This is a genomic window from Bifidobacterium sp. WCA-178-WT-4B, from assembly GCF_009696495.1.
GTDB lineage: Bacteria > Actinomycetota > Actinomycetes > Actinomycetales > Bifidobacteriaceae > Bifidobacterium > Bifidobacterium infantis.
The window spans coordinates 102,704-115,316 of sequence record NZ_VULV01000005.1 but is presented as its reverse complement, the minus strand read 5'-3'; the positions used below and the strand labels follow the sequence as shown (position 1 = coordinate 115,316).

At 58.9% G+C, this 12,613-nt stretch carries 10 protein-coding genes and 1 tRNA gene; 4 read left to right on the top strand and 7 right to left on the bottom strand.

Going from position 1 to position 12,613, the window contains the following annotated elements:
- Positions 1–101 precede the first annotated feature (101 nt).
- From FYJ31_RS13295 to FYJ31_RS05380, 3 genes are all read left to right on the top strand, one after another.
- On the top strand, positions 102–1,820 hold the full coding sequence (locus FYJ31_RS13295) for a PspC domain-containing protein (RefSeq protein ID WP_154536190.1): 1,719 nt from the start codon (positions 102–104) through the stop codon (positions 1,818–1,820).
- 29 nt (positions 1,821–1,849) lie between these two features.
- Positions 1,850–2,539, top strand: a complete 690-nt coding sequence (locus FYJ31_RS05385) for a hypothetical protein (protein WP_154536189.1) — start codon at positions 1,850–1,852, stop codon at positions 2,537–2,539.
- 87 nt (positions 2,540–2,626) lie between these two features.
- A complete protein-coding gene (locus FYJ31_RS05380; protein WP_154536188.1) occupies positions 2,627–4,228 on the top strand; it encodes an alpha/beta hydrolase family protein in 1,602 nt (533 codons plus the stop codon).
- 149 nt (positions 4,229–4,377) lie between these two features.
- On the opposite strand, the gene FYJ31_RS05375 is transcribed toward FYJ31_RS05380, so the two are convergent.
- The 4 genes from FYJ31_RS05375 to FYJ31_RS05360 all read right to left on the bottom strand — a co-directional run bounded on the left by FYJ31_RS05375 (position 4,378) and on the right by FYJ31_RS05360 (position 9,115).
- Positions 4,378–5,010 (bottom strand): DUF4125 family protein, encoded by a 633-nt coding sequence (locus FYJ31_RS05375; protein WP_032745446.1) that lies wholly within the window; start codon positions 5,008–5,010, stop codon positions 4,378–4,380.
- 70 nt (positions 5,011–5,080) lie between these two features.
- Entirely contained in the window at positions 5,081–7,444 is a 2,364-nt protein-coding gene (locus FYJ31_RS05370; protein WP_154536187.1) for a DUF4037 domain-containing protein, read from the bottom strand.
- Positions 7,445–7,631: 187 nt separating this feature from the next.
- Positions 7,632–8,822, bottom strand: a complete 1,191-nt coding sequence (locus tag FYJ31_RS05365) for an MFS transporter (RefSeq protein ID WP_154536186.1) — start codon at positions 8,820–8,822, stop codon at positions 7,632–7,634.
- Between the two features lie 219 nt (positions 8,823–9,041).
- Positions 9,042–9,115, bottom strand: a tRNA-Pro gene (locus tag FYJ31_RS05360).
- Between the two features lie 204 nt (positions 9,116–9,319).
- On the opposite strand from FYJ31_RS05360, the gene lysS reads away from it, so the two are divergent.
- Positions 9,320–10,999 (top strand): lysine--tRNA ligase, encoded by a 1,680-nt coding sequence (lysS, locus tag FYJ31_RS05355; RefSeq protein WP_154536185.1) that lies wholly within the window; start codon positions 9,320–9,322, stop codon positions 10,997–10,999.
- A 96-nt stretch (positions 11,000–11,095) separates the two neighbouring features.
- On the opposite strand, the gene FYJ31_RS05350 is transcribed toward lysS, so the two are convergent.
- From FYJ31_RS05350 to FYJ31_RS05340, 3 genes are read right to left on the bottom strand one after another with little or no spacing between them, the layout of a single operon-like run.
- Positions 11,096–11,536, bottom strand: coding sequence for a hypothetical protein (locus FYJ31_RS05350; RefSeq protein ID WP_154536184.1), 441 nt, complete (start codon positions 11,534–11,536; stop codon positions 11,096–11,098).
- Positions 11,537–11,579: 43 nt separating this feature from the next.
- Positions 11,580–11,858, bottom strand: a complete 279-nt coding sequence (locus tag FYJ31_RS05345) for a hypothetical protein (protein WP_032745439.1) — start codon at positions 11,856–11,858, stop codon at positions 11,580–11,582.
- Positions 11,859–11,885: 27 nt separating this feature from the next.
- Entirely contained in the window at positions 11,886–12,386 is a 501-nt protein-coding gene (locus FYJ31_RS05340) for a hypothetical protein (protein WP_032745438.1), read from the bottom strand.
- Positions 12,387–12,613 lie beyond the last annotated feature (227 nt).

Genomic DNA, 12,613 nt, shown 5'->3' with positions numbered 1-12,613 from the left:
CCGCGCTCAGGGCGTTGCGACCGGGGTTTTACCCGGTGTTCAGGGAACAATCAGGGTGTTCCCCGAGCGTTGTGGCAGTGGTCGGGCGGTGTAATGGAATCATGAGCAATCCAAACGCGAATCCGTATCAGCCACAGCCGCAGCCTGGTCCGCAAAAAAACAAGACATCGCGACGCTTCTTCACTTGGGTGCGATCCAGTGGACTGGTTCGCGGCGACGACCGGTGGATCGGCGGCGTATGCAGCGGCATCGCTTTACGGCTTGGCTGGAGCCCCACACTAGTACGTGCTTTGGTGATTGTATGTACATTGTTCTTCGGTTTTGGCGCAGCTCTGTACGCACTCGGCTGGTTTCTGATTCCGGATGTACGCGATGGGCACATCTTGGCCGAGGACCTCATTGCCGGCCAATGGGACTGGAATTGTCTTGGATGCTTCCTGTTCCTCGCCGTGGCAATCGTGATTCCAGGTGCGGGGTGGGTTTGTATTGCGCTCGCCGCCTTAGCGCTTTGGCTGTTAGCCAAAAGCGGCATTCGCCAGCAGGAAGGGTACGGATTCAGGGCATCTGCGACGCGACCGGTTTCACAGCCTGTGTCATATCCAGCTCCACAGCCTGTCTCATATCCAGCCGCGCAACCGGTCCCTCAATCTCCTTTGTATTCAGCTCCGCAACCTGTTTCACAACCTGTTTCACGAACCGAGACTAGTGTTTCACAGCCTGTTTCACAGCCTTTCTATCAGTCGGTGCCCGGCGCGGTGCCCGGCGCGGTTCCCAGCGTGATGCCCAGCACAGTACCCAACGGGCCGCTTGCCCCCGACCGTATGAACGCGACGGCCTATGCCCCCACCGAGTCCAAGCGCCGCAAGCCGGCGGGCCCAATCGTGGTCTTGAGCATACTGGGCCTTACCTTCCTCTCCTTTGCCGGTCTGATGGGACTGATTTGGGTAAACGACATGGGCATTATCGGCATTATGCGTCTGAGCACCATCTGGATTGCCGCAGTATGCATAGTGATGGGGCTGGTGGTCATCATTCTCGGATTCAAAGGACGGCGTACCGGTGGTCTGATTCCTCTCGGACTGGTTGCCGGTGGATGCGCGCTCTGCATGACCATCGTTTCAGGCACGTCTGGCGTGTACTACCGTGATTTTGGTGCCAGCGGCATCAATACTGTTGTTTCACTGAGCCAATCTGTCAGTGCGAGAAACAGCGATGGCATGAACGATGTGCAAAAGGATGGCATCTTCGTTGCCGATGCCAGCGATGCCACGTTCGAAACATTGCAGCAAGGTGTGGCGTTCAGCGGTGAAAACTACAACACCGATCAGGCGATCATTGATTGGTCCGATTGGGGCAAGATACATGGGCCGCACACGGTGAAGATGCTGGATGGCAAAATTTCCATCAGTAATTGCCCGGTCGGTACCATCACCATAGCCGCAACACAGGCGCAAGTGCATATCGTTCTGCCGGATTCCTGCACTTACGCCTTCGGCACCGCCGACTCCTACTCCACTTCGAGTGACGTTGGCGGCAAATACGAGATGGTATACAACAACTACATGGGTCTAATAAGCTTTGGCTTCTTCGGAGCTGAAAGCGCCACCAATCCCATGAATGGGCCTGATTACGAATGGTTGGATAAGGGATCCGCCATGCCGGACAACGGCCCAGAACTAAAAATCAATATTCCCTATGCGGTGGAAGCACGTGTCAACGTGGTGTACGCCTCCGATTGGAAAGGCTCCACGTTCCAGCCGCTTGCCGATATATACGATGGCAACAGCACAAGCAAGAACACAACCGAACAATCGGAATGATCAAGCCGTTACAACCAGGAGATGGAATCATGACTGATGAAACCAAGGAATTCGCCTCCATCGAGGATGCGACACCGACCACGGCCATACCTTCCGAAACCGACGCGACCACCGCGACAACAACCATGGTGACCGTCGATGACCGAACCGATACCACGGTGCTGCCATCCGCAGCTGATGATGACGAAACGGCTGTGCTGCCCGTCGCCGACAATCATGCGGATGCGTCGGTCTCGGATGTGGATACGCAGGCGACAACTGCCTCTCCATCGCCCATCGAACCGACCACAGATCGGATTGCCCTGGAAACAGTTGCCGATGCCGTGGAGGGGGATGGTGGGCCGATTCCATCTGCCGATGATGTACCGATGTACGCAGCATCTTCAGCGCAACCTTCCTATGAGCAGTCTCAGACCGCCGGCAAACCATGCCAGCCTGGGGGGAGCGCCAAGAACGTCCAGAATGCTAAGGATGTCAAGAGTGCCAAGAACATCCAGAAACAGAGCATCAGCGCGCCTACTGTGGTATTCGGACTATTAGGCGTGATTATCGGCGTGATCGCGCTGGTTTTCGGGTACATATCTCCGGATCGGATGATTTCGCTGTTCTCGCCGAATCCGCAATTGCTGACGGCTATTATCTGCGCCGTAGTGGGACTTATTCTGGTAATAGTGGCCGTTGTATGGGCCATAGTCGGTGCCGTCAAGAAGAGAAAATAGCGTTACAACCATTGCATTACGGTCCCAGTAGAAGCACATTATGACGGGAGCCGGCCGTTCTATGCTGATGGGGGAGGCATAGTAACTATGAAGCGGATTTCGGCGCGGCGGGTAGCGAGCGTCATCGCCACCGCGATGGCGATGACGCTGGTATTCGCCACACTTGGCTGGGCGATGATGCCGCAATGGAACACACGGCCCTACACCAAGCACATCGTTATCGCTTCTGCCGACACCACCATCACCCCTGCCCATGCGAACATTCCCCACGAGGGGCGATATCGTACGCGTGAAACCCGACTATCCATCAAGACCGGCGATGGCGTCACGCTACCCGCCGTACTACGTGAACCGGTCGACGCTCCCGGGCCACGCCCGGCTTGTCTGTTCATTCACGGGTCCGGTACCAGCGGTGCCGAGGATTTCGGCGATATCGCCAACGCCATGGCCTCTGCCGGTATCGTGACCTTGGTGCCGGCCAAGCGCAACGACAACTACACCGTGCTGCATCGCGACTACCCGCGTTTTGCTCGCGACTACGGGCGTTCGCTCGACGTGTTGCGTGGCATAAGCGGCGTGGACCCCGCCAAAACCGGCATCTACGCCGAATCCGAAGGCACCTGGATTGCCACGATTCTAACCTCGAAACGGCAAGACATTGCCTTTGCCATACTTACATCCGCACCGGTGTTCAATGGACGTGAGCAAATGGCCATGGCTGTCAGCGCCTATACGCATGAGGCCGGCGCGCCCAAGCCCGTGGTCAAAGACATGGCCAAATTGATGTCGCTGGACTACGCGCCATTCGATCTAGCCTATGCCGACTTTGATGCCGACCGGTATCTGAAATCCCTCACCATGCCGGTGCTGGTGAACTACGGCACCTACGATACGGCCATGCCCATCGAACAGGGGGCGCAGCGGATCATCGCCACGGCCAACAAGTCCGGCAACGAGAACGTCACCGTACGCTATTTTGCCGGCAACCATCAGATGCGGGCTGGTGAGGGCTTATTCACCCCGAACCTGCCATTGGCCGAAGGCTATACGCAAGCGCTGGAAAATTGGGTGAACGGTGTGACCGCCGGAACCAAAGCCGATGGATGGGCAACGCCCCAAGTCGCCGGTGCAACGCCTCACCAGCGCTTCGCAGCGCCGCAACGTACCAGATCCGGTATCGTCGGCTCGCTCGGCGTGCTGGCCGGTCTGATGGTGGCAGGGCCCGTGCTGATCGTGCTGGCGGCGATATTGGGTATTGGCTTGACTGTGTTTTCTTGGCTACAGACGTTGCTGGCCGGGCGACGTAGTGTGGCGACTGTGCGTGCCATGCATGCGACGCCGAGTGAGCTGGGGGTCGCCCCGCGGCTCATGTTGCACGGCATTGCCGGCTTATCTGCCGGTACCGGCACAGCGGTGATGGTGATTACTGGGCTGTTGTACGGCTATATGAGCGCCGTAGGCGTATCGGCTGTATTGGTTATGCCTCAACCGCGGCTGTTTGCCGTCGGATGGGTGGTGCTGCAAATAGCGACCATGCTGTTGGTGGTGCTGTTTGCTTGGGAAATGGAACGTGTCTGGTATTGCCGCGCCGATATCGTCGGTGTACGGCGCGTCATATGCGTGATGGTAGCGCTCGGCACTCTCACCACACTGATGACACTGGCATTCTGGGGCCTATTCTCGCTGTAATTCTGCCGATGTGCGCCGGTCAATGGGGCCTGGCGGGCAAGCTGCGTTGGTGGTCTGGGTGTGGGGCGATCGGCAGATTGCGTTGGCCTGGGTGTGGCCGGCCGGCGTACATCAGTCGGGGTGTCCGGTACACAGTGAATGGCTGAGTATTACGCTTGGGAGGCTTCGGCCTCCTCCAAGGTGTCGAAACCGCCGAGCTGGACCGTGTGCAACAAGGTTTCCTCAGTGATATTGCGTTGCAGGCTGGCTGCGGCCCGCTCGCCAATCATCGCTTCGTAACGTTCGAAGGTCTGGTCGGAATACGTACCAAGCTCGCCGCGCAGATAGGTTTCGAATGAGGTGGCAGATGGTGTGTCGTCGGTGGTGGTGAGTACGCGCATCGCCTCGCCGAGCTTGGGGTAGCGTTCGCGGAAATCCTTGGCCCAGGCGACCTGCTGGGCGATGACCTGTTCCTGACGGGCCACGCGTTCTTCAGAGAGACGCGGAATATACGGCTCTATGTTCTTCGTGAAATCTTCCGGCGCGGTGGAGGCCATCATGCGGCCGTATTTTTCGGTCACGAGGTTGCGGCCCACGTGGTCGGCCGCGTCAAGATCAGCGGCATAGCTGGTGAGTAATGGCCGTTCCCATGTGAGGAACTGGGCCAACCGCATCTGGTGGAACACCGGCCAGTTGCCTTGGCATGCCGCGCGTCCACCCTCATTGTTGGTGCGCTGGAACTGATCCCATTCATGGCGCACAATAGCCTCGCGCAGTTCATCATCAGTCAGTTCGTTGGTCATCGACGTTCCTTTCACTAATCCTCTGATGAGGGAGATGGCACGGCGAAGCCGTGACAGAGGGAGCTTGAATCTACAAACTCTTAAGCACCGGATCATCAGAGGCGATGTGGTCCTCGACATACGGGCGCTGCCATTCGAGGAAGGTCTCGCCGGACGTGGTCAGGTGTTCGCGTTTGAGTTCCTTGACGATATCCGCCGCAATCTGCTCCACGATATCGTTGATTTTCTCGATTGCTGTAGCCGCGCCCTTGCCGCCTTCGCCGAATCCGGCCCCGCCATAGCAGGCTGCCGAACTCAATCGCATCACGGTTTCCAACTGTTCGCCCACGTTCGGCAACAGCGCGAACATCGAGCCAGACAGCTTGCGCAATGCTGCGAACTGCCACTTGTAATACGGCATATAGCCCACCACCATCGGCACGTTAACCAGGAACACCAACGAGGCGGTGGCCTGCACGAACTCGTGGATGGACAGCCATGCGGCCGCGCCGTCGCCGCGTTTCAACGAACGCGGCAGATTATATTGACCGGCCTGGGCGATCATGCCCAATCGCTTGGAAATCAAGGCAAGCCGCACGTCGTCGGGCATATCCTTGAACCCTTGGCGTGTTTTGGAGAACTGCCCAGTGGGGTCTGCGAATACTTCGCCATTGGTGGCTGCGGCCAGAGTCGATTCAGCCAGCATCAGCCACTCGTGCGGCGCGGTTTGCGCGGGCGCAGTGCGATACCCGGTGATCGACTCAAAGAAGTCACCGATGCGGAATACGCCGTCACGGCGATTCGCGCCCTGTGCGCGCGGCGTGACGGGGGAGAGCGGTGCATCAATCGGAGTCATCATCGCTTCCGCCACATCAGAGGACGCCGCGCCTGACTCGGCAGTAGCGGCATCGTCCGTAGCGGTGCCGGGGGTGGGTGCGTTTGTCGCATCGGGTATGACGGTGGAGCCTGCACCTGCGGAGGGGAATGTCCCGGAAGCATCGGATCTGGCATGTGCCTCGAACTTCACGCGGCCTTGCGCATCCACGCTGAACTTGCGCGGCAGTGCCTCGTAATCGGCCTCAAGTTGCTCGCCGATGGCCGCGTAATCCTCATCCGTAAGCCACAGGCAGAAGCGCGGGCCGAAATCGTGGTCCTGCGAATACGTATCATCGAATCCGTAGCATTCCGAGCCATGGCCCACCAGACCGGCGGCGATACGCCCGGCATACTGCGGATACTTCGCCGCAATCATCGGCTTGCCCATCTGCGTCCAGAACGCGCGGGCCAGCTTCAGTCCGGACACCGGGCATGCGGAAACGGCCTCGGCCGCGCCCGCAGAACCGGTCGACACCGAAACGGTGGATGGGGAAGATGTCGCGTCCGCACCGGTCTTGTCCTGTGCCGGGCTGTCCGGCAGCCGCGATCCGGACTGGGGCAGCGCGCCTGCATCGCCGGCAACACCCGCATTGTCAACCGTCACCCCGGCCTGCGCCGCCGTTTCCTCGGCCTGCCGCAGATTGTCGGCGGTGATACGCCAGTAATCGGTGTCCTTGCCGTAACATTCCTCGATCACGGCCAGCGCATGCCGGTATCCAGTAACCGCATCCGCATACCGTCTCTCGGCAAAGCACACCTGCGCGAAGCCCGCCAGTGCGGAGGCATAATGCGCGGAATGTTCCAGATGGCCGGTGCGATAGATTTCCAGCGCTCTGGCTGCATGCCAATGCGCACCCTCCAACTTGTGTTCGGGCAGCAGGGTCAACGCCAGATTCGTGTGCGAGCTGGCCACGTCGATATCCGCGTCCGGGTTCACGCTCGAGGCTTCGATAATGCGCAGCGCTTCACGCAACTCCAGTTCCGCCTTGTCGGGCCGATGCGTCTCGCTGTAGAGCATCGACAGATTATTGTGCAGTGCTGCGAGCCTACGGTCGGTGGGTGCCAGCGAATGCCGGCAGACACTCTGCGCCTGATGATACAAATCCTCGGCCTGATCGTATTGCTTGGCCGCGCGCATCGCGGTGGCACAATTGATTAGCGTGGTGGCCCACGCCTCGGATGTGCCGGTGGTCAAGCCCATACGAGCGGCCAGTTCCAGCGCTCGCTGCACGATCCACTGATTCTCCTTGTGCCGGCCCTGTGAGCGATAGAAACCCATCGTTTCGTTGAGCACGGTGAGCAGTCCGGCGTCGTCGCCGGCGTTTTCCGCGTCCACCATTGCCTGTTCCAAGTACGGACCGGCTTCGGTGGCGGCCGCGTGGCGATCGAAAATCGCGTCCAGTCCGTTCAGGAATTGTTGGGTATCAAAGGTTGCGGGCGATTGATCGGCACCGTCCATGGCCTGGTTCGCCGTGGAATCGGCACCTTGTGCTGCGGCCGCCGCATCGGTGTCGTCGGCATCGTCTGGACCATGCGCGAATTGCGCGGCGAATTGTTTGAGCAGTGCTTCCTCGTCCATACCGCCAGACCTCCCTGAATCGTGTCTGATTTCAGTCTATTAATACTGTGAACAAACACGTCAGGGAGTTTGCTGTGAGCTTGGTCTCAGTGTTTTCCTCGTCGAAAGGATTCGAGCTGGCTGTTACTCCCCTTAGTCCGCTGCGCGGCCAGCTCCCCTCAACCGAGGGGAGCTGAGATATGGGGTCTCAGCCCACCTTGATTTCGCGCATGCGGTGAATGGCGTCGGTATCGGTTTCGCAGCGCCACGAGTAGAAGGCCAGCAGCCCTACGGCAAGCAGAGCCAGCGGCATACCGCCCAGACCGGTATAGCGATAGTTCATCGAGAAGGTGGTGAGCATCGCGCCGCCGACAATCGAGCCGATGGCATTGCCGAAGTTGAAGGCCACCTGCACGGCTGCGCCGGCGATGAGCTCGCCGCCGCCTTGGCCGGCTTCGGTCATCAACAGCTGTTGCGGAGCGGAGATGAAGAACAGTCCGAAGGCGATCCAGAAGGTCAGCAAAGCAGTAGTGCCCTGGTTTCCCGGCAGTAGCAAAACCATCAGCAAGCCGATGCAGGAAATCGTCTGACCCAGCGCGGCAGTGCCGGCGTGGCGCCATTTATCTGTGATGCGACCGCCGATAAGACCGCCTATCACCATGCCGAAGCCGGCAAGCATCATCAATAGCGGTACCAGGTTAGACGACCAGCCACCGGTCTTCTGCAGCCAAGGGGAGACGTAGCTCCACCAGCAGAACACGCCTGCGTTGCCGGTGAATACGGCGGCCAGAATCACCCACGGTCCACGACGAGTAAGGAATTTGAACTGACCGGCGATGCCGGCGTCCTTAATCGGCGCAACGAAGGGGATCCATGCCAGAACTAGCACGATGGTCATTGCCGCCCATGCAGCCAGAATACCGAATGCGAGGCGCCAGGATAGGAACTCAGCCATCAAGGTGCCCGCCGGTACGCCGAGCATATTGGCTACGGTTTGGCCGGTGACCATTACCGATACGGCTTGTGCTTCTTTGCCCTTGTCGGCCAAGGTTTTGGCGATGAGTGTGGCGGTGCCGAAAAATGCGCCGTGCGGCAGGCCGGCAATGAAGCGCGCGACAATCAGCGTGGCGGCATTGACCGAGAACGCGGAGGCCAGATTACCGATAAGCGCAATCACCATAAACAATATGATGAGGTTCTTCGGCGGCACCTTGCGGCCGAATACCAGAATCAGTGTGCCGAAGCACACGCCGATCGCATACGCGGAAATGTAATGGCCTGCGGTGGGGATGTCCACGCCGGTGGCGGCCGCGGCCTGCGGCAGAATGCCCATCATCACGAACTCGGCGGCACCGAGAATGAACGCGCCCGAAGCCAGTGCAAGCAGACTCTTCTTCATGGTTCCTCTAACTACTTCAGTATTACTTACAAAAACAGTGCGGCAATCGATTGATTCGAGCGATATATTACGGTGGTCCGCCAACAAATACGGGGCTTGCCGCGCCGGTTTGTCGCTGTGTGCGGCGGGTTGTTTACCGCTGTTCGATCGCTTGGTTTGATTGTTGGGACAGGAAACGAAAAACCGGATTGCTGATTCCTCAACAATCCGGTCCAGTTGTCGGGCTGGCGGGATTTGAACCCGCGGCCTCTTCGTCCCGAACGAAGCGCGCTACCAAGCTGCGCTACAGCCCGTTTGGCAACAGACGTAGATATTACATTGTGGTGGTGGACAATGCAAATCGGCATGTCGCGAGTGTTGCGTGATGATGGATTCGCCATGTGTACAGATCTCTCAAGCCTTGTGCAGAGCCGGTTTTGCGTCATGTGAGCGGGTGTTCAGATGGCCGTGCGGTCTGCCGGGCTCATAATCGCCGGCCTTGCGTACACTGATGAATCATGGCTGAAGTTGTCGAAAATACCGAAAACACTGAGAACGAAACCCCGGCCGTCCCGCAGATGAGCACCGTCGAACGTGCGGAAATGCTGCTCAAGCAGGACGCCACCATCCGCGAGAAGATCAAGTCCGGTGCCACGCTGGACGAAGCCGTGGACCCCTCCAACAAGGAGTTCGGCCCGCTGGCTCACCCCGAGCAGGTGCAGATGCGCGTGGCCAAGCGCGCGATGATGCTTGAGGCCGGCCTCGCCCCCTACCCGGTGCACTTGGACGTCACCGACACCATCGAGGCGGTCCGCGCCAAGTATGACGGCAAGCTCGAGGCTGGCGAAGAGACCGAAGACATGGTCGGCATCGCGGGCCGCGTGCTGTTCCTGCGTAACGCGGGCGGCCTGTGCTTCGTGCAGCTTTCCGCCGGCGACGGCACCAAAATCCAGGGCATGATCTCCAAGAAGGAGATCGGCGCCGACTCCCTGAAACAGTTCAAGCAGCTGGTCGACCTTGGCGATCACCTGTACCTCAAGGGCCGCGTCATCGCCTCCAAGACCGGCGAGCTGTCCGTATTCGCCACTGAGTGGGCTATCGCCTCTAAGGCCCTGCAGCCGCTGCCGGCCCTGCACAAGGACCTGAACGAAGACACCCGTACCCGCAAGCCATACATTGGCATGATCGCGGACGAGAACATCCGCAACATGGTGCGCAACCGTTCCAAGGCGGTGGCCTCCCTGCGCCGCACCTTTGACGACCACGACTTCCTCGAGGTCGAAACCCCGATGCTGCAGACCCTGCACGGTGGCGCGGCCGCCCGCCCGTTCACCACGCACATGAACGCCTTCGACCTTGACCTGTACCTTCGCATCGCCCCGGAACTGTTCCTCAAGCGCTGCCTGGTCGGCGGCATCGATCGCGTGTTCGAGATCAACCGCGATTTCCGCAATGAGGGCGTCGACGCCACGCACGCCCCCGAATTCACCATGGTCGAGGCCTATCAGGCGTATGGCACCTATGATTCCATCGGCCAGCTGGTCAAGGAGCTTGTGCAGAAAACCGCCATGGACGTGTTCGGCAGCCACAAGGTGACGTTGCTGGACGGCACCGAATACGACTTCGGCGGCGAATGGAAGACCATCAGCATGTACGACTCCCTGTCCGAAGCGTTGGGCGAGCAGATCGTACCGAACGGCGGCCCGGACAACCCCGGCACCTCCGTGGAGCACCTGGGCGAGATCGCCGACAAGCTCGGCGTGGAACGCGACGACGTGGAGAACCACGGCAAGCTCGTCGAGCACCTATGGGAGCACTTCTACGAGGACAAGCTGTACGAGCCGACCTTCGTGCGCGACTTCCCGGTCGAGACCTCCCCGCTGGTCAAGGGCCACCGTACCAAGCCCGGCGTGGTCGAGAAGTGGGATCTGTACGTGCGTGGCTTTGAGCTGGCCACCGGCTATTCCGAGCTCAACGATCCGGTCGTGCAGCGTGAACGCTTCGTGGCCCAGGCCAAGGACGCGCTCGCTGGCGACGAGGAGGCCTGCGACATCGATGAGGACTTCCTGGAGGCCCTCGGCGTGGGCATGCCCCCGGCTGGCGGCATGGGCATGGGCATCGACCGTCTGCTGATCGCCCTGACCGGCGCCACCATTCGCGAAACCATCACCTTCCCGCTGGTCAAGCCGCTGAACTGAGACGCGTATGCCAAAAGAGCGGGGCCTTCGAATCATAACGATTCCGATGGCCCCGCTCTTGTTTGACGGTACTGGCTCAGGGGACTGGCCCATGCATCACCGTTCGGGATTGAGAAACCACGTGGCTTCTCCGTCGTGGGTCTTCTCGAAGCGATGGCCGTACCACAGGCTGAGTATCGGGGCGAGTGCGAGATTGACGATGATCGCCGGTGCCGCTCCCAACGCGACGGACAGCGTCGCCGTGTTTCCCGTTGCCTTATACGCGATCACCGATGCCGTCCATGTCAACGCGCACGCGATGAGCGTGATTCTGCTTATCTGGCGATACATCCTCTGTTCCACCCACGCATCGTAGCGTGAGCGTGCTTCGCGATATGCGCGGCTTGTACCCGAATGTGCGGAATCGTGATATTCGGCCCAAGCGAATCCCAACAGCACGATGGCGGCCATTCCTTCTCCCGCCGCGGATGCCCATTCGGCTTGAGACAGGTCGACGATGCACAGCGGAATGGAGGAAAGCGCCAGGAAAAGCAACATGATCGTCCATACGGACTTTGTGCGCGATCGTTTGGTATTGGGTTTAAGCATTATCATCATCTCTTTCGGAACCCGAATCATCCATGTTCTCTGAAGCGGCTGCATTGCTCTTGTCTGCGGGAGGGAACGCCCGAACGAAGTATCCAAGCAATACTATGGTCGCTATCGCGGAGGTGACGGCTCGCCGAAGCCAGCCGTTTTTGAGATCGAGAAAGAACAGCACGGCCGTTGCTATCGCTCCCAGCAGGCAGATACTACCCAGAACATACCGTTTCCAGGTATTTCTGGGGTCTTCCTGTGGCTGGTTCTTCGGTGGAGTCATTGGATGCCTGCCTTATGTCTATGACTGTTATAGGAACAGCATGATTGTCTTAGTGACGAAGTTGGCCCACCAATCATTCATCCCTACCGCCTTGCATGCACTGTAAATGATATGCTCAGTTGTGCCGGTGAAATGGTCGATGTAATCCAAGAATTTGCCGATTGGCCCAATGGCCTTGCGAACCGAAGCGGGGAGTTGGTTGAAGATCCTAAGAATCGCTCTTGCGAGCTTGGAATATGCTCCTCTTGTTGCGGGTGCATGTTCGTCAAGAGCATGATTGCCTGAGATAAGAGCCTCATACAATGTCGTAGCTTCATCATTGGTGATCTGGGTGAGTTCCTCGTCGGTAAAACCAGCATGTCTCAAGGCGTCACGTTGAATTTCAGAGTCGGCTGACGGAACGGCGCTCGATGCGGTTGATGGTTCATCGGCCATTGCCGTAGCCGTACCGGCGGCAAAACCTATTCCGGTGATTAGGGAGAGGGAAAGCAATGAAGCAACTGCTTTTCTGTTTGTGTCTAGATGCATGAAGTAACCTCCTGGATTGCTCAGTGACGCATCAGGCGATGCGTTGGTGACTAATGTAAAGCCAAGAGGTTTGCGTTGCGTAGCGTTGTCGCCCGGCTGGAGGACATGTCGCTCGAAAGGATGACGGAGGTTGCGTAGCGGGCAAGGTGCGGCAATGATTGAGATGACATCGAATATGCTTTTGAAGAGGCGTTATGGACGAAGATGAAGCCGCATCGATTGCGATA

Bases quoted from the DNA above. Each gene is read 5' to 3' on its own strand.
- FYJ31_RS13295 (WP_154536190.1), top strand. From the start codon at position 102: ATGAGCAATCCAAACGCGAATCCGTATCAGCCACAGCCGCAGCCTGGT.
- FYJ31_RS05385 (WP_154536189.1), top strand. From the start codon at position 1,850: ATGACTGATGAAACCAAGGAATTCGCCTCCATCGAGGATGCGACACCG.
- FYJ31_RS05380 (WP_154536188.1), top strand. From the start codon at position 2,627: ATGAAGCGGATTTCGGCGCGGCGGGTAGCGAGCGTCATCGCCACCGCG.
- FYJ31_RS05375 (WP_032745446.1), bottom strand. From the start codon at position 5,010: ATGACCAACGAACTGACTGATGATGAACTGCGCGAGGCTATTGTGCGC.
- FYJ31_RS05370 (WP_154536187.1), bottom strand. From the start codon at position 7,444: ATGGACGAGGAAGCACTGCTCAAACAATTCGCCGCGCAATTCGCGCAT.
- FYJ31_RS05365 (WP_154536186.1), bottom strand. From the start codon at position 8,822: ATGAAGAAGAGTCTGCTTGCACTGGCTTCGGGCGCGTTCATTCTCGGT.
- lysS (WP_154536185.1), top strand. From the start codon at position 9,320: ATGGCTGAAGTTGTCGAAAATACCGAAAACACTGAGAACGAAACCCCG.
- FYJ31_RS05350 (WP_154536184.1), bottom strand. From the start codon at position 11,536: ATGTTGCTTTTCCTGGCGCTTTCCTCCATTCCGCTGTGCATCGTCGAC.
- FYJ31_RS05345 (WP_032745439.1), bottom strand. From the start codon at position 11,858: ATGACTCCACCGAAGAACCAGCCACAGGAAGACCCCAGAAATACCTGG.
- FYJ31_RS05340 (WP_032745438.1), bottom strand. From the start codon at position 12,386: ATGCATCTAGACACAAACAGAAAAGCAGTTGCTTCATTGCTTTCCCTC.